This is a genomic window from Paracoccus aminovorans, assembly GCF_001546115.1.
GTDB classification, from domain to species: Bacteria; Pseudomonadota; Alphaproteobacteria; order Rhodobacterales; family Rhodobacteraceae; genus Paracoccus; species Paracoccus aminovorans_B.
The window spans coordinates 421,336-444,560 of sequence record NZ_KQ955210.1; the positions used below are offsets into that span (position 1 = coordinate 421,336).

General features: G+C 68.2%; 19 protein-coding genes. 12 read left to right on the forward strand and 7 right to left on the reverse strand.

What is annotated here, in order from left to right; translation table 11 throughout:
* The first annotated feature begins 39 nt into the window (after positions 1–39).
* Positions 40–1,671 (forward strand): acyl-CoA synthetase, encoded by a 1,632-nt coding sequence (locus ASV56_RS19860; protein ID WP_062563701.1) that lies wholly within the window; start codon positions 40–42, stop codon positions 1,669–1,671.
* Positions 1,672–1,819: 148 nt separating this feature from the next.
* Here the strand turns inward: ASV56_RS19860 and ASV56_RS19865 are convergent, their stop codons facing one another.
* The 4 genes from ASV56_RS19865 to ASV56_RS19880 form a co-directional block, all read right to left on the reverse strand.
* Positions 1,820–2,293, reverse strand: coding sequence for a GNAT family N-acetyltransferase (locus ASV56_RS19865; RefSeq protein WP_062563702.1), 474 nt, complete (start codon positions 2,291–2,293; stop codon positions 1,820–1,822).
* Positions 2,290–4,143, reverse strand: coding sequence for a M3 family oligoendopeptidase (locus tag ASV56_RS19870; protein ID WP_253880179.1), 1,854 nt, complete (start codon positions 4,141–4,143; stop codon positions 2,290–2,292). The genes ASV56_RS19865 and ASV56_RS19870 overlap by 4 nt, the downstream gene beginning before the upstream one ends.
* Positions 4,144–4,224: 81 nt before the next feature.
* Positions 4,225–5,169 carry an alpha/beta fold hydrolase gene (locus ASV56_RS19875; protein ID WP_062563703.1) on the reverse strand — a complete coding sequence of 315 codons (945 nt, stop codon included), beginning with the start codon at positions 5,167–5,169 and terminating at the stop codon, positions 4,225–4,227.
* 4 nt (positions 5,170–5,173) lie between these two features.
* A complete protein-coding gene (locus tag ASV56_RS19880; protein WP_062563704.1) occupies positions 5,174–5,458 on the reverse strand; it encodes an SCP2 sterol-binding domain-containing protein in 285 nt (94 codons plus the stop codon).
* A 49-nt stretch (positions 5,459–5,507) separates the two neighbouring features.
* Between ASV56_RS19880 and ASV56_RS19885 the strand changes: the two genes are divergently transcribed.
* From ASV56_RS19885 to ASV56_RS19905, 5 genes are all read left to right on the forward strand, one after another.
* On the forward strand, positions 5,508–6,227 hold the full coding sequence (locus ASV56_RS19885) for a tetratricopeptide repeat protein (protein ID WP_253880180.1): 720 nt from the start codon (positions 5,508–5,510) through the stop codon (positions 6,225–6,227).
* Entirely contained in the window at positions 6,227–9,142 is a 2,916-nt protein-coding gene (locus ASV56_RS19890) for a helicase-related protein (protein ID WP_062563705.1), read from the forward strand. The genes ASV56_RS19885 and ASV56_RS19890 overlap by 1 nt, the downstream gene beginning before the upstream one ends.
* The gene (locus tag ASV56_RS19895) at positions 9,139–9,414 is read left to right on the forward strand and encodes an RNA-binding S4 domain-containing protein (protein WP_062563706.1); all 276 of its coding nucleotides are present in this window, start codon (positions 9,139–9,141) and stop codon (positions 9,412–9,414) included. The genes ASV56_RS19890 and ASV56_RS19895 overlap by 4 nt, the downstream gene beginning before the upstream one ends.
* Positions 9,415–9,590: 176 nt before the next feature.
* Entirely contained in the window at positions 9,591–9,929 is a 339-nt protein-coding gene (fdxA, locus tag ASV56_RS19900) for a ferredoxin FdxA (protein WP_018000202.1), read from the forward strand.
* A gap of 438 nt (positions 9,930–10,367) precedes the next feature.
* Entirely contained in the window at positions 10,368–10,877 is a 510-nt protein-coding gene (locus ASV56_RS19905) for a CarD family transcriptional regulator (protein WP_018000203.1), read from the forward strand.
* A gap of 45 nt (positions 10,878–10,922) precedes the next feature.
* On the opposite strand, the gene ASV56_RS19910 is transcribed toward ASV56_RS19905, so the two are convergent.
* Complete coding sequence (locus ASV56_RS19910) at positions 10,923–11,744, reverse strand: isocitrate lyase/PEP mutase family protein (protein WP_062563707.1); 822 nt, start codon at positions 11,742–11,744, stop codon at positions 10,923–10,925.
* 66 nt (positions 11,745–11,810) lie between these two features.
* A complete protein-coding gene (locus ASV56_RS19915) occupies positions 11,811–13,196 on the reverse strand; it encodes a dipeptidase (RefSeq protein ID WP_062563708.1) in 1,386 nt (461 codons plus the stop codon).
* Between the two features lie 170 nt (positions 13,197–13,366).
* On the opposite strand from ASV56_RS19915, the gene hemA reads away from it, so the two are divergent.
* The 3 genes from hemA (at position 13,367) to ispG (ending at position 17,167) form a co-directional block, all read left to right on the forward strand.
* Entirely contained in the window at positions 13,367–14,596 is a 1,230-nt protein-coding gene (hemA, locus tag ASV56_RS19920; RefSeq protein WP_062563709.1) for a 5-aminolevulinate synthase, read from the forward strand.
* A 105-nt stretch (positions 14,597–14,701) separates the two neighbouring features.
* Positions 14,702–15,928, forward strand: coding sequence for a helix-turn-helix domain-containing protein (locus ASV56_RS19925; protein ID WP_062563710.1), 1,227 nt, complete (start codon positions 14,702–14,704; stop codon positions 15,926–15,928).
* 114 nt (positions 15,929–16,042) lie between these two features.
* Entirely contained in the window at positions 16,043–17,167 is a 1,125-nt protein-coding gene (gene ispG, locus ASV56_RS19930; protein WP_062563791.1) for a flavodoxin-dependent (E)-4-hydroxy-3-methylbut-2-enyl-diphosphate synthase, read from the forward strand.
* A gap of 72 nt (positions 17,168–17,239) precedes the next feature.
* Here ispG and ASV56_RS19935 read toward each other — a convergent pair whose 3' ends face one another.
* Positions 17,240–17,986, reverse strand: coding sequence for a DsbA family protein (locus tag ASV56_RS19935; protein ID WP_062563711.1), 747 nt, complete (start codon positions 17,984–17,986; stop codon positions 17,240–17,242).
* 157 nt (positions 17,987–18,143) lie between these two features.
* On the opposite strand from ASV56_RS19935, the gene ASV56_RS19940 reads away from it, so the two are divergent.
* The 3 genes from ASV56_RS19940 to ASV56_RS19950 all read left to right on the forward strand — a co-directional run bounded on the left by ASV56_RS19940 (position 18,144) and on the right by ASV56_RS19950 (position 23,127).
* The gene (locus ASV56_RS19940; protein ID WP_062563712.1) at positions 18,144–19,292 is read left to right on the forward strand and encodes a pyridoxal phosphate-dependent aminotransferase; all 1,149 of its coding nucleotides are present in this window, start codon (positions 18,144–18,146) and stop codon (positions 19,290–19,292) included.
* Positions 19,289–20,518, forward strand: a complete 1,230-nt coding sequence (locus tag ASV56_RS19945; protein ID WP_062563713.1) for an N-acetylmuramoyl-L-alanine amidase — start codon at positions 19,289–19,291, stop codon at positions 20,516–20,518. The genes ASV56_RS19940 and ASV56_RS19945 overlap by 4 nt, the downstream gene beginning before the upstream one ends.
* 71 nt (positions 20,519–20,589) lie before the next feature.
* The gene (locus ASV56_RS19950) at positions 20,590–23,127 is read left to right on the forward strand and encodes a penicillin-binding protein 1A (protein WP_062563714.1); all 2,538 of its coding nucleotides are present in this window, start codon (positions 20,590–20,592) and stop codon (positions 23,125–23,127) included.
* Positions 23,128–23,225 lie beyond the last annotated feature (98 nt).

The following is a 23,225-nucleotide window of genomic DNA, read 5'->3' on the forward strand; positions in this document are numbered from 1 at the left end:
TGGCTTAGTCGCGGGCGCGCGATCGCGACGGAGGGGCAAGTGCCGCATTACGATATCTACAGCCAGGGCCTGGACATCTGTCCGGCGAATTACGCGCAGCTTTCGCCGCTGCGTTTCCTGGAGCATACCGCCCAGGTCCATCCTCGGGCGCTGGCCGTGGTGCACGAGGGCGTGCGCCGCAACTGGGCCGAGACCTATGCGCGCTGCCGCCGCATCGCCGGGGCGCTCGCCGCGCGCGGCATCGGCAAGGGCGACACGGTGGCAGTGCTGTCCGCGAATATCCCCGAGCTGTTCGAGAGCCATTTCAGCGTGCCGATGACCGGCGCGGTGCTGAACGCGATCAACACCCGGCTGGATGCCGAGGCGGTCGCCTTCATCCTCAGCCATGGCGAGGCCCGCGTGCTGCTGGTCGATCCCGAGTTTTCGGAACTGGCCGAGCGCGCCGTCAAGATCGCGCGCGGCCGCGAGATCCTGGTGGTGGACATCCTCGACCCCAGCTTCCAGGGCGGCAGCCGCGTGGGCGCGCTGAGCTATGACGACCTGCTGGCCGAGGGCGATCCGGACTTCGACTGGCAGATGCCGCCCGACGAATGGGACGCGATCTCGCTGAACTATACCTCGGGGACGACGGGCGACCCCAAGGGCGTGGTCTATCACCACCGCGGTGCGGCGCTGAATGCGCTGGCGAACATCACCTCGTGGCAGATGCCGCATCATGCGCGCTATCTGTGGACGCTGCCGATGTTCCATTGCAACGGCTGGTGCTTCCCCTGGACCATCGCCGCCAATGCCGGGGTCTGCGTCTGCCTGCGCGCGGTGCGGGCCGAGCCGATCTTCCGCCTGATCCGCGACGAGCGGGTCACGCATTTCTGCGGCGCGCCCATCGTGATGAACATGCTGGCCAATGCCCCCGATGCGCTGAAGGACTTCGACCATCCGGTCAAGGCCATGGTCGCGGGCGCACCGCCCCCGGCCTCGGTCATCGCGGCGGTCGAGGCCATGGGCATCGAGATCACCCATGTCTATGGCCTGACCGAGACCTATGGCCCCTCAGTCGTCTGCGCCTGGAAGACGGAATGGGACGGGCTGGAGGGCGAGGCGCGCGCCCGCATGAAATCGCGCCAGGGCGTGCGCAACCCGGCGCTGGACGGGCTGATGGTCGCCGACCCCGAGACGCTGGCCCCAGTGCCCGCCGACGGTGAGACCATGGGCGAGGTCTTCATGCGCGGCAACAACGTGATGAAGGGCTATCTGAAGAACCCCTCGGCCACGGAAAAGGCATTCCGGGGCGGCTGGTTCGCCTCGGGCGACCTGGGCGTGATGCATCCCGACGGCTATATCGAGCTCAAGGACCGTTCCAAGGACATCATCATCTCGGGCGGCGAGAACATCTCCTCGATCGAGGTCGAGGACGTGCTCTACAAGCACCCCGACGTGCTGGAGGCCGCGGTGGTCGCCCGGCCGGATGAGACCTGGGGCGAGACGCCCTGCGCCTTCGTGACGCTGAAGCCGGGCCGCGCGGCCGAGGCCGAGGCGCTGATCGCGTTCTGCCGGCAGAACATGGCGCGCTACAAGGTGCCGAAAACGGTGGTGTTCGGCGAGTTGCCCAAGACCTCGACCGGCAAGATCCAGAAGTTCGTGCTGCGGGACCGGGCGCGCGCCCTGGGGTGAAGCCGGGTGCCCCGGCGCGCGGTCGGCGGGGTATTTGGAAAACAAAGAAGGCCCGGGCGCGGAGAAAGAGGCGCGCGGTCCGGGCCTTTTGGCGCGGTCGGCGGAGTATTTGGAAAACAGTGAAGGCTGGAGGCGTCGGGTGCTGGCGTCAGGCGCGCAGCGGCAGGCGCAGGATATGCTGCGGGCCGATCTGGCCGCCGTGGTGGAGCGCGCCGGTATCCCGGAAACCCGCCGCCAGATAGACGGCGCGGGCCAGGGGGTTGGCCTCGTTCACCGTCAGCACCAGCGCGCGGGCCTGGGGATAGCGGCGCGCGACATAGGGGCCGAGCGCCCGCATCGCCGCCTTGCCGCTGCCCTTGCCCTGCTCGCGCGCGTCCACCATCACGCCGCGCAGGCCCAGTTCGTCCGGCGCGGCGAAGTCGTAGCGCGCAGCATAGGCGCGGTCGATCTTGAAGAAGCCGACCGGCCGGCCGTCGCGGGCGATCAGGTGGAAGTCGCAGCCCGACTCGTCGGCCTGGAAATGGCCGGCGATGGTGCCGCAGAAGGGTTCCTGCTGCGGCGTCACGGCGATATGGGCCACGCGGTCGTAACCGTCGCGGCCCAGCGGTTCCAGCGTGATCACGCCTCCATCGCCTCGAGTTCGTCGATGAAGCCCTCGATCATCGCGAGGCCCTTGTCCCAGAAGGCCGGGTCCGAGGCGTCGAGGCCGAAGGGCGCCAGCAGTTCCTTGTGATGCTGCGCGCCGCCGGCCGAGAGCATGGCGAAATATTTCGCCTGGAAGTCGGGCAGCCCGTCCTCGTAGGCGGCATAGAGCGCATTCACCAGCCCGTCGCCGAAGGCATAGGCATAGACGTAGAAGGGCGAATGCACGAAATGCGGGATATAGGTCCAGAAGGTCTCGTATCCCGGCATGAATTCGAAGGCATCGCCCAGCGATTCGGCCTGGATCGACATCCAGAGATCGTTGATGTCCTCGGGCGTCAGCTCGCCCTTGGCGCGGGCGGCGTGCAGCTTGCATTCGAAATCGTAGAAGGCGATCTGGCGCACGACCGTGTTGATCATGTCCTCGACCTTGCCGGCCAGCAGCGCCTTGCGCTGGGCCTTGTCGCTGGTCTTGGCCAGCAGCGCGCGGAAGGTCAGCATTTCGCCGAAGACCGAGGCGGTTTCCGCGAGCGTCAGCGGCGTCGAGGCCAGGAGTTCGCCCTGTCCGGCCGCCAGGCGCTGGTGGACGCCGTGGCCCAGCTCATGCGCCAGCGTCATCACGTCGCGCGGCTTGCCGAGGTAGTTCAGCAGCACATAGGGATGCACGGTGGTGACGGTCGGGTGCGCAAAGGCGCCGGGCGCCTTGCCGGGCTTCACGCCGGCGTCGATCCAGCCCCGCTCGAAGAAGGGCTGCGCCAGTTCGGCCAGTTTCGGCGAGAAGCCGGCATAGGCGTCGAGCACGGTCGCCTCGGCCTCGGGCCAGGCGATCAGGCGCGGCGTCTCGGTCGGCAGCGGCGCGTTGCGGTCCCAGACCTGCAGCTTGTCGAGCCCCAGCCAGCGCGCTTTCAGCCGGTAATAGCGATGCGACAGGCGCGGATAGGCGGCGGTGACGGCATTGCGCAACGCCTCGACCACCTCGGGTTCGACATGGTTCGACAGGTGGCGCGCGGTCTGCGGCGTCGGCATCTTGCGCCACTTGTCCTCGATGGATTTTTCCTTGGCGAGCGTGTTGTGAATGCGCGCGAAAAGCTTGATGTTCTTGCCGAAGACCGCGGCCAGGGCCTTGGCGCCGGCCTCGCGCCGGGCGCGGTCGTGGTCGGTCAGCAGGTTCAGCGTCGCCTCGATACCCAGCTCTTCGCCGTCCACGTCGAAGGTCAGCCCGGCGGTGGTCTCGTCGAAGAGCCGGTTCCAGGCGGCGGCGCCGACGACTGAATTGTCGTGCAGGAAGCGTTCCAGCTCGTTCGAGAGCTGATAGGGACGCATGGCGCGCATGCGGTCGAACACCGGCTTGTAGCGCGCGGGGCCGTTCGGGGCCGCGAAGACCTCGGCATAGCGGGCGTCGGGGATGCGGTTGAATTCCAGGCTGAAGAACACCAGCTTGGTCGTCGCCGTGGTGATGCGGTCCTGCATGTCGCCCATCAGCTTGGCACGGGCCGCGTCGGTGGTGTTCTGGTAATAGCGCAGCCCGGCATAGGACATGATCCGCCCGGCCAGAATGTCGATGTCCTGGTAGCGCTCGATGCATTCCAGCATCTTGTCCGGCCCCAGCGCGACCAGCTTGCCGTCATAATCGCGCGCGAAGGCGGAGCAGGCCGCCTCGACCGCCTCGAGATCGCGGGTCAACTCCGGCGCGTCGGGTGCCGGGTAGAGATCGCTTAGATCCCATTCCGGCAATTGGCCCAGTTCGGGGGCGTCGGCGGCAACGGGAAGCGCGTTCTCGTCCCGCGGCAGGGCGCGGAGGGGCAGGGGGCGGCAGGCAGAAATCGTCATGATCGGTCCTTTCCTCTGGCCCATCATGTGACCTTTGCCGCGCCGGGGCGCAAGTCCCAGAGGCACCGCCCGGCCCGCGGCCTAGGCCGTCATCACCGCCGCGAAATGCGCCAGCGCCGCCTGCAGGAACAGGTCGCGGACGGGATCGCGCTCGATCATCGGCTCGTGCCGGCACTCCTCGAGTTCGAGAAGCCGGGCGCCCGGCCAGGCGGCGGCGCGGCTGCGGATGGCCTGGGGCGAGACGATGCGTTCGCCGTCGCCAAGCGCGATCAGCGCCGGCAGGCCGGGCGCGGGCAGCGTGGCCAGGCGGCGGCATTCCAGGATCGCCTCGCGCAGCCAGTCGTTGCTGGCGCCGCCGACCGAAATGTCGCGCCAGGCGGCGGCCTCGGCCACCAGCCGGCCCCAGCGCTGGCCGTCATGGGTCAGCAGGTTGTCGTGGAACGGGTCCAGCAGCACGAAGCTTTCCTCGCCGCCGGTGCGGGGCGCGGGATGGCCGCCGCGACCCAGCCGCGACAGCAGCGTCGCCAGCGCCAGCGCCGCCGGCTCGGGGATTCCGCGCAGGTTGATGCCCCACATGGGCGAGGAAAACACCACGCTCGCCACCGGCAGGCCGCCGTCCAGCGCCGCAAGCCCGATGGCCCCGCCCATGGAATGCGCCAGCAGATGCCAAGGCTGCGGCAGGTCCAGTTCCTGCGCCGCCACCACCAACTCGACCACGTCGCGCTGGTAGTCGGCGAAACTGCCGATATGGCCGGGGCGGGTATTGTCCTGCAGCCGGTCGGACATGCCTTGCCCGCGCCAGTCCATCGACAGCACGTCAAGGCCCGCCGCATTCAGGTCCGCCGCCACGGCGGCGTATTTTTCCAGATATTCGGTGCGCCCGGGGAACAGCAGCACCGTCCCCGAGGCGCCGCCCGCCGCCCAATGCGCCGCCCGCAGCCGCACCCCGTCCTCGGCCCGCAGCCAGAAGGCGCGGGCGAGCGGCAGCGGGTCGCCCGGAAGCGTGTTGAAGGGCGCCGGGTTCATCGCGTCAGGACAGAAGCGCCCCCAGGCGCATGGCGGTGCCCATGGCGCCATCGACCTTGAGCTTGCCGGTCATGAAGGCGGTCGTGGGGTTCACGTCGCCCGCGATGATGCCCTCGAAGGTCTCGCGGCTGGCGGTCAGCGTCACCTCGGCCTCGTCATCCGCGGCGCGGGCGCCGTTCGCGTCGATATAGACCGAGCCTTCGCCCTCGATGACGAATTTGGCGGTGCCGTCGAAGCCCTTGGCTTTCTCGTCCAGCGCGGCCACGGCGGCCTCGACCACTTTGCTCATTCCATATCTCCTGTTCTCGTCTCTGGTATTGGTTGGGTGGGAGGTTTACATGGGGAATATGCGTTGGCCAGTCCCTGATTTCCATCATGCCGTCGCGGCAGGGCTTTTCCTGGGGCTGCTGGTCCCCGGCGCGGCCCCGGCATGGCCGGATGGCGCCTTTCGGGCGATACCGGTTCAGGATGCGGCCCCGCAAGAGAATTCTCCTGAAAATGAGAGCGATCCGCCCGCGGCCGACCCCCTGGCCGAGCCCGCCGCCCCGGCCGAGCCGACCGTCGCGGCGCTGGCCCGCGACCGCGAGGACCTGGACCTGCTGTTCGCCGAACTGGCCCAGCCCGAGGGCGAGGCCTGGGCCCGGGCCGAGACCGACATCCTGCGCATCTGGTCGCGCTCGGGCTCGGCCGCCATGGACCTGCTCTACAAGCGCGGCGAGGCGGCGCTGGACGCGGGCGACACGGCGACGGCCATCGGCCACCTGACGGCGCTGACCGACCATGCCCCGGATTTCGCCGCCGGCTGGTATCTGCGCTCGGTCGCCTTCTACCTGGACGGTGATTACGGCCCCGCCATCGCCGATATCGAACAGGTGCTGCGGCTGGAGCCGCGCCATTTCGGCGCGCTGACCCAGCTTGGCACCATGCTGGAGGAGCTGGGCGACAAGCGCCGGGCGCTGGAGGCGTTCCAGGCCAGCCTGAAGATCCACCCGCACCAGCAGGACGCGCAGGATGCGGTGACGCGCATCGAACAGGAATTGCAAGGCACGGACGCCTGATGAACGACAGATCCCGGGTCACGGCCGTGCTTGGCCCGACCAATACCGGCAAGACCCATTATGCCATCGACCGGATGCTGGCGCATCGCACCGGGGTCATCGGCCTGCCGCTGCGCCTGCTGGCGCGCGAGGTTTATGACCGCATCGTCAAGGCGCGCGGCCCCTCGGTCGTGGCGCTGGTCACGGGCGAGGAGCGCATCGTCCCCGAGCGCGTGCAATACTGGGTCGCCACCACCGAGGCCATGCCCGAGGTCGGCGCCGATTTCGTCGCCATCGACGAGATCCAGCTTTGCGCCGACCCGGAACGCGGCCATGTCTTCACCGACCGGCTGCTGAACATGCGGGGCCTGCACGAAACCCTGCTGCTGGGCAGCGACACCATGCGCCCGGCCATCGCCGCGCTGGTCCCCGGCGTGCAGTTCATGCGGCGCGAGCGGTTTTCCACCCTGTCCTGGGCCGGCTCGAAAAAGATCAGCCGGATGCCGCCGCGCTCGGCCATCGTCTGCTTCTCGGCCGACGAGGTCTATGCCACGGCCGAGCTGATCCGGCGCCAGAAGGGCGGCTGCGCCGTGGTCATGGGCGCGCTGTCGCCCCGGACGCGCAACGCCCAGGTCGCGATGTATCAGAACGGCGAGGTGGATTTCCTGGTCGCCACCGACGCCATCGGCATGGGGCTGAACCTCGACATCCGCCACATCGCCTTTTCCGGCACCGAGAAATTCGACGGCCGCCGCTATCGCCCGCTGTTCCCGCATGAGCTGGGCCAGATCGCCGGCCGCGCCGGGCGCCATACCGAGCCGGGCACCTTCGGCGTCACCGGCGACGCCTCGCCCTTGGACGAGGGGCTGATCGATGCGATCGAGAACCACCGCTTCCAGCCCATCGCGCGGCTGATGTGGCGCAATGCGGCGCTGGAATTCGGCACGGTCGAGCGGCTGATCGCCAGCCTCGAGGCCGCGCCGCAGTCGGAATGGCTGAGCCGCGGGCGCGAGGCCGACGACCTGCGGGCGCTGAAGACGCTGACCTCGATGCCCGAGATCCGCGACATGCTGACGCATCCCAAGGATGTGCGGCTCTTGTGGGACGTGTGCCGGATCCCGGATTTCCGCTCGATCTCGGCGGCGGAGCATGCGACGCTGCTGGCGCGCATCTTCGGCTTCCTGCGGGTCGGCACTGTGCCCGGCGACTGGCTGCGCAAGCAGATCGAGCGCATCGACAAGACCCAGGGCGATATCGACACATTGTCGAAACGATTGGCATTTATCCGGACCTGGACCTATGTCGCGCAGCGTTCGGGGTGGGTTTCCGACGAAAGTCATTGGCGCGCCGAGACGCGCGCGGTAGAAGATCGACTGTCGGACGCGTTGCACGCGGCGCTGACGCAAAGATTCGTGGACCGGCGCACCTCTGTGCTGCTGCGCCGGCTCAAGCAGAAGGAGAGCCTTTTGGCCGAGGTGAATGACAAGGGCGAAGTGACGGTCGAGGGCGAATTCGCCGGCCGACTGGAAGGCTTCCGCTTCCATGCCGATCCGAATGCGACCGGGGACGAGGCGAAGATGCTGTCCCGCGCCGCCTATGAGGCCCTGAGGCCCGAGTTCCACCTGCGGGCCGATCGCTTCTACAACGCGCCGGACACCGAGCTGGACTTTACCGAGCAGGGCGGCCTGATGTGGGGTTCGTCCGCCGTCGGCAAGCTGGTCAAGGGCACCGAGCCGCTGAAGCCCGGCGTCGAGGCCTTCGTCGACGAAGAGGCCGGCCCGGACATCGCCGAGAAGGTGCGCCGCCGGCTGCAGCATTTCATCGACCGCAAGATCGCCACCGCCTTCGAGCCGCTGCAGGCGCTGAAGAATGACGAGACGCTGACCGGCCTGGCCCGCGGCTTTGCCTTCCGCCTGGTCGAGGCGCTGGGCGTGCTGCCGCGCGAGGGCGTCGCGAACGAGGTCAAGGAGCTGGACCAGGAGGCGCGCGGCCTGCTGCGCAAGCATGGCGTGCGCTTCGGCCAGTTCACCATCTTCCAGCCGGCGCTGCTGAAGCCGGCGCCGACCCGGCTGCGGCTGGTGCTCTGGGGTCTGGATCAGGGGCTGGCGGAGTTCCCGGAAAGCCCGCCCCCCGGGCTGGTGACGATCCCGAATCTGCCGGACGTGCCCAAGGGCTATTACACGCTCTCGGGCTATCACCCGGCGGGTGAACGCGCGATCCGCATCGACATGCTGGAACGGCTGGCCGACATGCTGCGCGGCCAGGACAGCCGCGGCGGTTTCGAGGCGACCCCGGACATGCTGTCGATCACCGGCATGACACTGGAACAGTTCTCGGGGCTGATGGGCGGCCTCGGCTATCGCGCCGAGCGCGGCGAGCGTCCCAAGGCCCGCGCCGAGGCGCCGGCGCCCGAGCCCGCGCCCGAACCGGCCGATCACGAGCATCCGCTGACCGAGGAGGAAAGCGTGCTGGCCGCCGAGACCCGCGCCAGGTGGGAGGCCGAGCAGGCCGCCCGCAAGGCTGCCGAGGCCGAGGCGGCGGGCGAGGCGGCCGAGGAAGCCGCGCCCGAGATGGAGGTGTTCTACACCTTCACCTGGGCGCCGCGTCCGCGCGGTGGCCATCGCCGCCCCGAGCGCGGCGAGCGTCAGGGTCAGGCTGCGCAGGGTGAACGCGCGCCGCGTCCGCAAGGGGAGCGCGGCCCGCGCCGGGACCGCGACGGCGACAAGCCGCGCGAAGGCGGCAAGCCCTTCGAGGGCAAGCGCCGCGGCGACGACAATCGCGGCGAGCGCGGGCCCAAGGGCAAGCCGCGCTTCGACAAGGGCAAGCCCCGCCACGAGGGCCCGAAAAGCTTCGAGGCCCGCCCGCCGCGCGCCGAGAAGCCGATCGATCCCGACAGCCCCTTCGCCATCCTGGCCTCGCTCAAGAACAAACCGTGAGCGAGGCGGCGGCGGACACGGTCCGGCTGGACCGCTGGCTGCATTTCGCCCGGGTGTTCAAGACCCGCACCCTTGCCGCCGATGCCATCGTCGGCGGGGGAATCCGGCTGAACGGCCAGCCCTGCAGCAAGCCCGCCCAGCCGGTGCGACATGGTGACACGGTCACCGTCTCGGCCCATGGCCGGGTCCGGGCGCTGCGGGTGCTGAACTGTGGCGAAAGACGCGGCCCGGCAACCGAGGCCGCAACGCTTTACGAGGAAATCGGCCCCTGATTCGGCGCTGCGGCGCGGCATTCCCGGAACCCCGTTCCGCGGCCGCGCGCTGGCCTGGAATGTCGTCCCGCGGCCCCGGCCTTGCCTGTGATGCCCGTCTTTTCACCGGCGCCGGCCTTGAATGATGATCGCGTCAGGCGTAACTACCCGCTCAGGAAAGCAGGAACCAGCGCCCCATGACCTACGTCGTCACCGATAACTGCATTATGTGCAAATACACCGATTGTGTCGAGGTATGTCCCGTCGACTGTTTCTACGAGGGCGAGAACACGCTGGTCATCCACCCCGACGAATGCATCGACTGCGGGGTCTGCGAACCGGAATGCCCGGCCGACGCCATCCGCCCCGATACCGAGCCGGACATGGAGACCTGGGTCGAGTTCAACCGCAAATATGCCGAACTCTGGCCGGTCATCACCCGCAAGAAGGACCCGATGCCCGGCTATGAGGAGATGGACGGCCAGCCCGGCAAGCTCGAGAAATATTTCTCGGAAGCGCCCGGCGAGGGGGATTGAGCCTGCGCCCGGCCGATCATGCTGCGCTGCGGCGACTGTGGTCGATGGGCATCAATAGTCGTATTTGTCTGCAAGGACGTAGCGTAAGGCAGCGGGAATCGTTAGACGGCGCTTTGTGGACAAGGACGAGCGATTCGTCCCCGTCCACGCATCGGTTCTGCCGGTGAAGGGTTGCGAGTTCCTGATTTTACGATGGTTTTTCACAGACGGCGGAACCGATGCCGCTTTGCAGCGAGGCTTTGAATCGCGGCGTATTTTATGATATGATGTCGGCATATCGCGCCGATCAGGCCGCCTTGGTGGCTTGGTCGGCGTTGCTGCCTGTTCTGTCCGCAATCCGGCCAGATCCGCGAAAACGATGAATTGGCCCGTAAGGGGGGATCGTCCCGCCTTGGGGTTTTTTGTGCCGCAGCGCGGCGCAACTGCGAAGGAAGCCCAATGTCGAAAGTCAAGAAGACCGAGTTCCGTCCCGATGATTTCGTGGTCTATCCGACCCATGGCGTGGGACGCATCGTCTCGATCGAAGAGCAGGAGGTCGCCGGGCTGCGCCTCGAGATGTTCGTGATTTCGTTCGAAAAGGACAAGATGACCCTGCGCGTGCCGACCGCCCGCGCCTCCGAGATCGGCATGCGCGGCCTCTCGACCCCGGACCTGGTCGAGCGCGCGCTGGACACGCTGAAGGGCAAGGCCCGCGTCAAGCGCCAGATGTGGTCGCGCCGCGCCGTGGAATACGAGGCCAAGATCAACTCCGGCGACCTGATCTCCATCGCCGAGGTGGTGCGCGACCTGCACCGCAGCGACGACCAGCGCGAGCAGTCCTATTCCGAACGTCAGCTCTATGAATCGGCGCTGGACCGGCTGACCCGCGAAGTCGCCGCGGTGGCCGGCATGGACGAGGCCGGCGCGCAGAAGAAGGTCGAGACGGTGCTGACCGCCCGCGCGGCCTGATCCGGCACGGCAAGACCATCCGGGGCGCCCTTGGGGCGCCCTTTTTCATGCCCGCATGATCGCCTCGATCTCGGCCCCCGGCAGGGCGTCCCGGGCATAGGCAAAGGTGCCGAAGTCGCGCACTTCGCGCGCCGCCCGCATCAGCCCGCCAAGCGCCGCCCGCGCGAAGGAACCGCCGACGCTGACCCGGCGCACGCCGGCCTCGGCCAGTTCCGCCAGGCTGTAGCTGGGTCCGCGCAGCCCCATCACCACGTTCACCGGCTTGTCGAGCGCGGCGCAGACCCGGCGGATCGCCGCGAGGTCGGGCAGGCCCGGCGCGTAAAGCACATCGGCCCCGGCCTGCGAAAACGCCTGGAGCCGGCGGATGGTGTTGTCGAGGTCCGGGCGGCCGCAGAGGAAATTCTCGGCCCGCGCGGTCAGCAGGAAGGGCAGGCCGCGCGCCGCCTCGGCCGCCGCCCGCACCCGCGCCACGGCCTCGGCGAAGTCGAAGATCGGCGCGGCGGGATCGCCGGTCGCATCCTCGATCGAGCCGCCGACCAGCCCGGTCGCAGCCGCGCGGCGCATGGTCTCGGCGCAGCCCTCGGGCGTGGCGGCAAAGCCGTTGCCGAGATCGGCCGAGACGGGCAGCGCCGTCGCGGCCACGATTTCCGCCGCATTGGCCAGCACCGCCTCGAGCCCCAGCGCGCCCGGGTCGTCGGGCCGGCCCCGTGAGAAGGCTAGGCCCGCGCTGGTCGTCGCCAAGGCCGGAAAGCCAAGGCTCGCCAGCAGCCTGGCCGAGCCCGCATCCCAGGGATTCGGGATGACGAAGGCCCCGGGTTGCGCATGCAGCGCCTTGAATTGCTGGAACTTCGCTGTCTGATCCGCCATCGCCGCCCCCTTGCCGATACCGTCGCCAGTCTAGCGGATCGGAACGAAAAGGGAGCGGCGTTTGCGTCAGGCCAGCGCCGCGAGGATGCGCGCCCAGCTGCGCGCGCCCTTGGCAAAGCTTTCCAGGTTGTATTTCTCGTTCGGGGAGTGGATGCGGTCGTCGTCATGGCCAAAGCCGATCAGCATCGAATCCATGCCGAGGATCGCTTTGAAATCCCCCGCGATGGGGATCGAGCCGCCGGCGCCGATATGGGCGGCCTCGCGGCCCCATTCCTGCGACAGCGCCTGTTTCGCCGCAGCAAAGGCCGGGTCGCGGATGTCCATGCGGCTGGCCTGGCTCGCGCCATGGCCGTGGAACGCGACCGTGCAATCGGCGGGGATGGCGGCGCGGACATGGGCGCGGAAGGTTTCGCGGATCGCCTGCGGGTCCTGGGTGCCGGTCAGGCGGAAGCTGACCTTGGCGCGCGCCTCGGCCGGCAGCACGGTCTTGAAGCCCTCGCCGGTATAGCCGCCCGAGATGCCGTTGATCTCGAAGGTCGGGCGGTTCCAGACCATTTCGAGCCCGGTGCGGCCGGTCTCGCCGATGGGCAGGCGCAATCCGACGCGGGACAGGAAGTCGCCGGCGTCGAAGGCCAGGGCGTCCCAGTCGGCGGCGAGCTCGTCGCTGAGTTCCTCGACGCCGTCGTAAAAGCCGGGCAGGGTAACGCGGCCGTCGGCATCCTTGATCGTCGCCAGCAGATCGACCAGCAGCTGGACCGGGTTCGCGGCGAGGCCGCCGAAGCTGCCCGAATGCAGGTCGCGGTCGGCGGCACGGACCACGATTTCCTCGCCCAGCAACCCGCGCAGCTGGGTGGTGATCGCCGGGCGGCCGTCGGAATACATGCCGGTGTCGCAGATCATGGCGATGCCGGCGCGCAGCTCGTCCGCGTTCTCGCGCAGGAAGGGCTGCAGGCTGGGCGAGCCGGATTCCTCCTCGCCCTCGAAAAGCAGCACCAGGTCCGAGGGCAGGGCGCCATGCACCGCCTTCCAGGCCCGGAAGGCTTCGACGAAGGTCATCAGCTGGCCCTTGTCGTCGGCGGCGCCGCGGGCGCGGATGACGCGGCCCTCGGGCGTGTCCTGGACCTCGGGCTCGAAGGGCGGGCGGTCCCACAGTGCCAGCGGATCGACCGGCTGCACGTCATAGTGGCCATAGAACAGCAGCGGCCGGCGCGTGCCCTTCGGCGAATGCGCCACCACCATCGGATGGCCGGGCGTGTCGCGGACCGAGGCCTCGAAGCCCAGCCCGGCCAGTTCGGCGCAAAGCCATTCGGCGGCGCGGCGCACGTCGCCGCGATGCGCCGGATCGGTCGAGATCGAGGGGATGCGCAGGAACGCCTTCAGCCGCTCCAGCGCCTGCGGCAATTCCGCGTCCAGCGTTGAAAGAACTTCGTCGATTCGGGTGCTGTCAGCCATCTTTTCCCTATTCCTGAATGATTTGCTCAGAGATTTCGGCTGGTTCGATGGTCGCAATGCGACAATTTTGCCCTATATTTTCTCTGAATTGACACGTATCAAGTCATGACCCGCGGGATCGGAGCATGATCCCCCAAGCGAGCAAGTTCAAGCAAGGCAAGGGACCGCAGATGGATTATTCAGCCGCCCTCGATCAAGCCATCGGGAAGCTGCACGAGGAGGGGCGCTATCGCACCTTCATCGACATCGAGCGGCGCAAGGGGGCCTATCCGCAGGCGATCTGGACCCGGCCCGACGGCTCGGAGACCGAGATCACCGTCTGGTGCGGCAACGACTACCTGGGCATGGGCCAGCATCCGGTGGTGCTAGCGGCCATGCACGAGGCGCTGGATTCGACCGGCGCCGGCTCGGGCGGGACGCGCAACATCTCGGGCACCACGGTCTATCACAAGAAGCTGGAAGCCGAGATCGCCGACCTGCATGGCAAAGAGGCGTCGCTGGTGTTTTCCAGCGCCTATATCGCCAATGACGCGACGCTTTCGACGCTGCGCAAGCTGTTCCCGGGCCTGATCATCTATTCCGACGCGCTGAACCACGCCTCGATGATCGAGGGGATCAAGCGTTTCGACGGCGCCAAGCGCATCTTCCGCCACAATGACGTCGCGCATCTGCGCGAGCTGCTGGAGGCCGACGATCCCGAGGCACCGAAGCTGATCGCCTTCGAATCGATCTATTCCATGGACGGCGATTTCGGCCCCATCGCCGCGATCTGCGACCTGGCGCGCGAATTCAGCGCGCTGACCTATCTCGACGAGGTCCATGCCGTCGGCATGTATGGCCCCCGCGGCGGCGGCGTGGCCGAGCGCGACGGGCTGCTGGACCGCATCGACATCTTCAACGGCACGCTGGGCAAGGCCTTCGGCGTCTTCGGCGGCTATATCGCCGCCTCGGCCAAGATGGTGGACGCGATCCGCTCCTATGCGCCCGGCTTCATCTTCACCACCTCGCTGCCGCCGGCGGTGGCGGCGGGCGCGGCGGCCTCGATCGCCTTCCTGAAGACGGCCGAGGGCCAGGTGCTGCGCGATCAGCAGCAGCTGAACGCCCGCATCCTGAAGATGCGGCTGCGCGGCTTGGGCATGCCGATCATGGACCATGGCAGCCATATCGTGCCGGTGCATGTCGGCCATCCGGTGCATTGCAAGGCGCTGTCGGACATGCTGCTGGCCGATTTCGGCATCTACGTGCAGCCGATCAACTTCCCGACCGTGCCCCGCGGCACCGAGCGGCTGCGCTTCACGCCCTCGCCGGTGCATGATCCGCGCCAGATCGACCAGCTGGTGCGCGCCATGGACAACCTGTGGTCCCAGTGCAAGCTCAATCGTTCAACTTCTGCGGCCTGATTTCGGTTTCAGGGTGAACAGCTCTCGCGCCCGTGATAACCTTGCTTTAATCAATCCGTGAGAATCTCCCGATTCGGGAGGGCAGAAGAGAATGGGGCAGGCGCGATGATCGGGCTGAGGGGGAATCCCCCGTCGCATGGCCATGACGAGGCTGCGGCTTTGCCGCATGGCTTCGACGATCCTGATATTCGACTCGGCGACCTGATGCGGGGCGAACGCGCCACGCTGGGCAAGTCGCTGCTGGACGTGCAGCGCGAGCTGCGCATCCGCGCCTCTTATGTCGCCGCCATCGAGAATTGCGACATCTCGGCCTTCGACACGCCGAGCTTCATCGCCGGCTACGTCCGCTCTTACGCGCGCTACCTGGGGATGGATTCGGACTGGACCTTCCGCCGCTTCTGCCAGGAATCCGGCTTCCAGCCCACGCATGGCATGGCGCCGGCCGCCTCGGGGCCCAAGCCGCAGCGCCGGCCCTCGGACCCGGCCGAGGCGCTCGCCAATCCGCATCCGATCTTCCTGCCCAAGCCGGAAAGCATGTGGTCCTCGATCGAGCCGCGCGCCATCGGCTCGCTGCTGGTCATGGTCGCGCTGGCCTGCGGGCTGGGCTATGGCGGCTGGGCCGTGCTGCAAGAGGTGCAGAAGGTCAACCTGACCCCCGGCGACCAGGCGCCCGGCATGATCGCCGCGCTGGATCCGGTGCAAGAGGCGGCCGAGCCCGAGACCGTGGAATCGGCCCAGGTCAACCTGCCACGTCCCGAGGGGCTGGATCGCACCTATCGCCCGCAGGCGCTGGAGGTGCCGGTGCTGGTGGCCCGCGACGGCCCCATCGCCGCCATCGACCCGGGGCTGGCGGCCCCGGTCGCGGCGCAGCCCGAAGCCGCCATCGCCCAAGCGGTCACCGCCCCGGCACAGGCCGAGCGCGTCTTTGGCCCCGAGATGCCGGCCGAGCAGCTGGCCGTACGCACCATCGCCCCCGACGCCGCCGAGATCGAGATCCTCGCCGCCCGTCCGGCCTGGGTCCGCGTCACCTCGGCCGACGGCACCGTGCTCTTGGAAAAGACCATGGACGCCGGCGAACGCTTCGCTCTGCCCAAGCTGGAAGCGCCGCCGATCCTGCGCGCCGGCAACTCGGGCGCGGTCTATTTCGCGGTGAACGGCCGCACCTATGGCCCGGCCGCGCCGGGCGCCAAGGTGGTGAAGAACGTCGAGCTGTCGCCGACGGCGCTGACCGCCAAATTCGCCTTTGCCGACCTGACCAAGGATCCCGAACTGGCGCAGATGGTGGCCATGGTCGCAGCCCCGGGCGATGCCCCGGCGCCGGTGCAGGAATAGCCGTCTTCCCCGGTCACGGATGCGACATTGCCGGAGGGGTGGCTTGCCGACCCGGCCGCATGCGCCTATCTGTCGGGGACGAACCCGCCTCTTGCGCAGGAAAAGGCCGCCGCCATGTCGCATAACCCCATCCGCCCCTGGCGCAACATCGACCGGCGCAAGTCGCGCCAGATCATGGTCGGCAAGGTGCCGGTGGGCGGGGACGCGCCGATCAGCGTGCAGACCATGACCAACACCGACACCAGCGACGTCAGGGCGACGCTGGACCAGGTGCTGCGCGCCGCCGATGTCGGCGCCGACATCGTGCGCGTCTCGACCCCTGACGAGGCCTCGACCCGCGCCCTGCGCGAGATCTGCCGCGAAAGCCCGGTGCCGATCGTCGCCGACATCCATTTCCACTACAAGCGCGCCATCGAGGCCGCCGAGGCCGGCGCCGCCTGCCTGCGCATCAACCCCGGCAATATCGGCGACGAAAGCCGGGTGCGCGAGGTCATCAAGGCTGCCCGCGACCACGGCTGCTCGATCCGCATCGGCGTCAACGCCGGCAGCCTGGAAAAGCACCTGCTGGAAAAATACGGCGAGCCCTGCCCGGATGCGATGGTGGAATCCGGTCTCGACCATATCAGGATCCTGCAGGACAACGATTTCCACGAATTCAAGATCAGCGTGAAGGCCTCGGACGTCTTCCTCGCCGCCGCCGCCTATCAGCAGCTGGCCGAGGCGACCGACGCGCCGATCCATTTGGGCATCACCGAGGCGGGCGGGCTTACGGCCGGCACGGTGAAATCCGCCGTCGGTCTGGGCAATCTTCTATGGATGGGCATCGGCGACACGATCCGCGTCAGCCTGTCCGCCGACCCTGTCGAAGAGGTCAAGGTCGGGTTCGAGATCCTGAAATCGCTGGGCCTGCGCACCCGCGGCGTGCAGATCATCTCCTGCCCCAGCTGCGCGCGGCAGGGCTTCGACGTCATCAAGACCGTCGAGACGCTGGAAAAACGCCTCGAACACATCAAGACGCCGATGAGCCTGTCGATCATCGGCTGCGTGGTGAACGGCCCCGGCGAGGCGCTGATGACCGACATCGGCTTCACCGGCGGCGGCGCCGGCGCCGGCATGGTCTACCTGGCCGGCAAGCAGAACCACAAGATGACCAACGACCAGATGGTCGATCATATCGTCGAACTGGTCGAGAAACGCGCCGCCGAGATCGAATCCGCGCAATCCGCCGCCGCCGAATGAAAGGGGCGGCCCGCCGGACCGCTCCCCATACTTCTTTGCTCTGCAAATACCCAAGCGACGCCGGCGCCCGGCTCAGCCGTTTTCCGCCCGCGCCCGCGCAATCGCGCCCTGCAGCCCGTCCGCCGGCACGCCGCGCAGCATCTCGCCGCCGATGATGAAGGTGGGCGTGCCCATCACGCTCATCTGCTCGGCCAGCTGGCGGTTCTTGCGCAGCACGGCCGAGACCTCCTCGGTATTCATCCGGTTCAGCACCGCCTTGTCGTCGACGCCCAGCTCGCCCGCAAGCGCGGTCAGGCTTTCCAGGTTCACCGGTCCGCGCGATTCCATCAGCGCGTCATGCGCCTTCTTATAGGCATCCGCGCCCGCCTCCTGCTGCACCGCCACGGCAAAGCGCGCAGCGAGGTCGCTTTCCTGGGTCAGGATCGGGAATTCCTTCAGGATCCAGCGGATATTGCCATCGGCCGAGATCAGCTTCTCCAGCTCCGGGTTCACCTTCTTGCAGACGCCGCAGCGATAGTCGATGAACTCGACCAGCGTCACGTCGCCCTCGGGGTTGCCGCCGACCCAGCTGTGGCCGTCGTCGAAGATTGCGTCCTTGTTGTTCTGGACCAGCAGCTTGTCGTTCTTGGCCTCGTCGGCCACGCGGCGCTCTTCCAGCACGTTGATCGACTCGACCAGCACATCGGGATTGGCCATCAGATAGTCGCGCACTGCTTCGCCGAAGGCGGCCTTCTCGGCCTCGCTCATGTTCGCCGGGTCGAAGGCAAGGGCGGGCAGGGCGGTCGCCGTCAGAGCCGCGGCGGTCAGAATGGCTTTCATCGGTGGTCCTTTCCAGTTGCCGCAAAGCTTGGCCCGACACGCCCGCCGTTGCAAGCGGCAGGCCCGGGTTTCAGGCGCGCTTTCACGCGGGCTTGACCTCGGGCGCTTGACCCGGGGGGCGCCAGGCCCGATACCCGGCCAAAACCATGAGGCAGAGATGAGACATTCGCAGCGCGGGCAGGTCGATCCGTTCATCGTGATGGATGTCATGGAGGCGGCCCGCAAGGCCGAGGACGCCGGCCGCCACATCATCCACATGGAGGTCGGCCAGCCCTCGACCCCGGCCCCCGAGGGTGCGCGCCGGGCCTTGGCCGCGGCGCTGGACCAGCCGCTGGGCTATACCGTCGCGCTTGGCCTGCCGGAACTGCGCCGCGGCATCGCCGGGCTCTACCGGCGCTGGTATGGCATCGAACTGAACCCGGACAGGGTGGTGGTCACGCCCGGCTCCTCGGGCGCCTTCATCCTGGCCTTTGCGGCGCTGTTCGATGCCGGCGACCGCGTGGCCTTGGGCGAGCCGGGCTATCCCAGCTATCGCCAGATCCTGCGCGCCATGTCGCTGCAACCTGTCGGTATCCCGACCCGGGCCGAGGATCGCTATCAGCCGCGCCCGCAGGACCTGCCGCTGGATGCGCGGGGGCTGATCCTGGCCTCGCCCGGCAACCCCTCGGGCACCGTGCTGCGGCGCGAGGAACTGGCGGCGCTGACCGCGCGGGCCGCCGAACTGGGGATGAATGTCATCTCGGACGAGATCTATCACGGGCTCGATTACGGCGCCGGCTTCCATTCGGCGCTGGAGGTCACTGACGAGGTCTTCGTGATCAACAGCTTCTCGAAATATTTCAGCATGACCGGCTGGCGCGTCGGCTGGATGGTGGTGCCGGAAGCCATGATCCGCACCGTCGAGCGCATTGCCCAGAACATGTTCATCTGCCCGCCCCATGCCAGCCAGGTCGCGGCCTTGGCGGCGCTGGATTGCGTCGAGGAAGCCGATGCAAACCTGGCTGTTTACGCGGAAAATCGCCACCTGATGCTGGAACGCCTGCCCGGCATCGGCTTTGACCGCATCGCCCCGCCCGAGGGCGCCTTCTACATCTATGCCGATGTTTCGGAACTGACGGACAACAGCCTGAACTTCGCCGCCGAGATCCTTGAAAAGGCTGGGGTCGCCGTCACGCCCGGGCTGGATTTCGACCCCGTGCGCGGGGCGCGGACGCTGCGCTTCAGCTATGCGCGTTCGACCGCCGACATCGCCGAGGGGCTGGACCGGCTTGCGGGTTTCATGGACGATTACCGGGCGGCCCGATGAGGTGGCTTTTCGCGCTGCTGCTGGTCTGCCTCGCCTGGCCCGCGCTGGCGCAGGACCGCTCGGCGCTGGCGCGGATCGACCTGGCGCATTCCGCGCTGCTGGCCGAGGGGCGCGACCGCGGCAAGCCGCGGCCGCTCGAGCTGCAACTGGCGGTCAGCCAGCCGGTGCCCTATCGGGTCTATTTCCTCGATGGCCCGCCGCGGCTGGTGGTGGATTTCCGCGAGATCGACTTTGCCGGCACCGACGCCCAGGCGCTGCCGGGGCGCGAACTGGTGCCGGCGCTGCGCTGGGGCCGGTTCCGGCCGGGCTGGTCGCGGCTGGTGATGGAACTGCCCGGCGCCTATGCGCTGCGCATGGCGGTGCAGCGCCCGGCCGAGGGCGGCGCCGGCGGCGCGCTGGTCAAGCTGCGCATCGAGCCGGTGCCGCAGGACGAATTCGCCACCCGCGGCAATGCGCTTTCGGCGCTGTGGGATCTGCCGGCGCCGGCGGCGGTGGCGCCGCTGCCGCCGCGCCGCGCCGCCGACCGGCCGCTGCGCATCGCGATCGACCCCGGCCACGGCGGCCATGATCCCGGCGCCCAGGTCGGTGCCATCTATGAGGCGGCGGTGATGCTGGGCTTTGCCCGCGAACTGTCCGAGATACTGACCCGCGCCGGTTTCGAGGTGGTGCCGACCCGCAGCGACGACAGCTTCGTGCCGTTGGAGCGGCGCATGACCCTGGCGCGCGCGGGGCAGGCCGACCTGTTCATCTCGCTTCATGCCGATGCCCTGCCGGCGGGCGAGGCGGCGGGGCTCTCGATCTATACCTGGAACCCGCAGGCCGACGACCGCGCCACGCGCGAACTGGCGATGCGCCACGACCGCACCGATCTGCTGGCCGGGCTGGACCTGGCCGGCACCGATGACCAGATCGCCGACGTTCTGATGGACATGGCCCGCATCGAGACCCAGCCGCGATCCGAGGCCTTCGCCAAGTTTGCCGTGTCGGAACTGAACCGCGCCGGCATCGTCATGCACCGCCGCCCGATGCGCGGCGCGGCGTTCTCGGTGCTGAAATCGCCCGACATCCCCTCGGTGCTGATCGAGCTCGGCTTCCTGACCGATCCCGGCGACCGGGCGAACCTCTTCGACCCGGAATGGCGGGCGCGCACGGCCGGGGCCATCGCCCAGGCCGCCAGCCTCTGGGCGCGCGACGACGCGGCGCGGGCGGCACTTTCCCGCAAGTAGCGCAAGGTTGCTTTGACGGGGGCGGTGGCGCTGTCTATAGAGGCCCTGTTTTCCCCGAGAGGCCTTGCCCGTTGCTGCGTTTCGTCCTGTCCTTCTTCGGCGCGATCTTTTCCTGGTTCGTGACGGCCGTGTTCTTCATCGCCTTGACCGTGGGGGGGGTGTTCTGGATGTATTCGCGCGACCTGCCCAGCCACGAGCAGCTGGCGCAATACGCGCCCAAGACCATCAGCCGGATCTTTTCCGGCGAGGGCCGGATCATCGACGAATTCGCCGAGGAACGCCGCATCTTCGTGCCCATCGACGAGATCCCGCCCCTGGTGCGCGAGGCCTTCGTCAGCGCCGAGGACAAGAACTTCTATCACCACCACGGTTTCGACCCGCGCGGCATGATCGGCGCCATGGTCGAGGCGGTGAAGTCGCGCGGCCAGAACGTGCGCGGTGCCTCGACCATCACCCAGCAGGTGATGAAGAACTTCCTGCTGTCCAGCGACCGCAGCGTCGAGCGCAAGATCAAGGAGCTGATCCTGGCCACGCGGCTGGAATCGACGCTGTCCAAGGACCAGATCCTGGAACTGTATCTGAACGAGATCTTCCTGGGTCAGAACAGCTTCGGCGTCGCCGCGGCGGCGCAGACCTATTTCAACAAGCCGCTGACCGAACTGGCCCCGCATGAGGCGGCGACGCTGGCCGCCATGCCGCAGGCCCCCGGTCGCTATCACCCGGTCCGCGCCAAGGAGCGGGTGACGGAACGGCGCAACTACGTGCTGCGCGAGATGTGGCAGAACGGCTATATCGACCAGGCGACCTGGGAGGCGGAATCGAAACTGCCGCTGCGCTCGGTGCAGAACGGCGATTTCCCGGCCTTCCAGCAGCAATTGCCGCCGCGCGACTATTTCACCGACGAGATCCGCCGCCAGCTCTCGGCGCAGTTCGGCGCCGAGGAGTTCTTCTCGGGCGGGCTCGCCATCCGCGCCACCGTCGATCCCCGGCTGCAGAAGGTCGCGGCCCGGGCGCTGCAGAAGGCGCTGGAGCAATACGACCGCGGCCGCGGCATCTGGCGCGGCACCCGCGTGACCATCCCGGCCGAACAGCTCGCCACCGAGGCCGACTGGCGCGCCGCCCTGGCCGAGACCAAGGTGCCGCGCGACATCGAGGGCTGGTTCCCGGCCGTGGTGCTGGCGCTCGGCGACACCGACGCCACCATCGGCATCGAGGACCACGAGGCGACCCAGACCATCCCCGCCAAGGACGTGCAATGGGCGCGAAAGCGGCTCTCGGACGGCAAGCTCGGCCCCAAGGCGCGCGTGGCCTCGGACCTGCTCGAGGTCGGCGACGTGGTGCTGGTCCGGCAGATGACCGACGACAAGACCGGCGCGCTGATCCGCTGGACGCTGCGCCAGGTGCCCGAGATCGAGGGCGGCTTCATGGCGATGGACGTGAACACCGGCCGGGTGATCTCGATGCAGGGCGGCTTCAGCTACCAAAGCTCGGTCTTCAACCGCGCCACCCAGGCGCAGCGCCAGCCGGGCTCCAGCTTCAAGCCCTTCGTCTATGCGGCCGCGCTGGATTCGGGCTTCACGCCCGCGACGATCATCGTGGACGAGCCGATCACCGTGAACACGCCGCAGGGGTTGTGGACGCCCAAGAACGCCTCGGGCAAGTTCTACGGCCCGACGCCGATGCGCACCGGGATCGAGCAGTCCAGGAACCTGATGACCATCCGCATCGCCCAGGACATCGGCATGGATACGGTGGCGAAATATGCCGAGAAATTCGGCGTCTACGACCATCTCGGCCATTTCCTCGCGAACTCGCTCGGCGCGCAGGAGACCACGCTGTTCAAGATGGTCGCCGCCTATGCCATGTTCGCCAATGGCGGCGAGCGGGTGGAACCGACGCTGGTCGACCGCGTGCAGGACCGCCGCGGCCGCACCATCTATCGCCACGACCGCCGCGACTGCGTGACCTGCGGCCAGGCGACGCTGCCGGCCGGCGCCGCGCCCCAGATCGTCTCGAACCGCGAGCGGGTGATGGACGCGATCACCGCCTATCAGCTGACCTCGATGATGGAGGGCGTGGTCAAGCGCGGCTCGGGCCGCGGCGTCAGCCTGCCGGTGCCGGTGGCCGGCAAGACCGGCACCACCAATGACGCCAAGGACGTGTGGTTCATCGGCTTCACCTCGAACCTCGTCGCCGGCTGCTACCTGGGTTACGACCAGCCGCGCACGCTTGGTTCGAACGCCTTCGGCGGCACGCTTTGCGTCCCGGTCTTCAACGAATTCATGAAGGAAGCGGTCAAGGAATTCGGCGGCACCGCCTTCAAGGTGCCGCCGGGCGGGCATTTCGTCAACATCGACCGCTTCAGCGGCGCCATCCTCGGCCCCGACGCCAAGGGCGACAATGTCATCGCCGAATATTTCCGCGACGGCCAGGATCTCAGCGGCCTCGGCCTGGTCGACGGCGGCTTCGGCCGCGCCGATCCGGCGACGTTGCCGCTGTTCACCTCGGCCCGCGACGGCGGCCAGGCGGTCACCACCTCGACCGGCAAGAAGAAGGTGATCCCGAAAAAGGCCGATTTCGGCACCCTCTCCTCGGGCGGCCTCTACTAGCCGCAAGGATTTCTTTGCTCTGAAAATACCCCCGGGGGTCCGGGGGCAGGCAGCCCCCCGGCGCCGGCCGTGCCTCGCGCGCATCCCTTGCCCGCGAC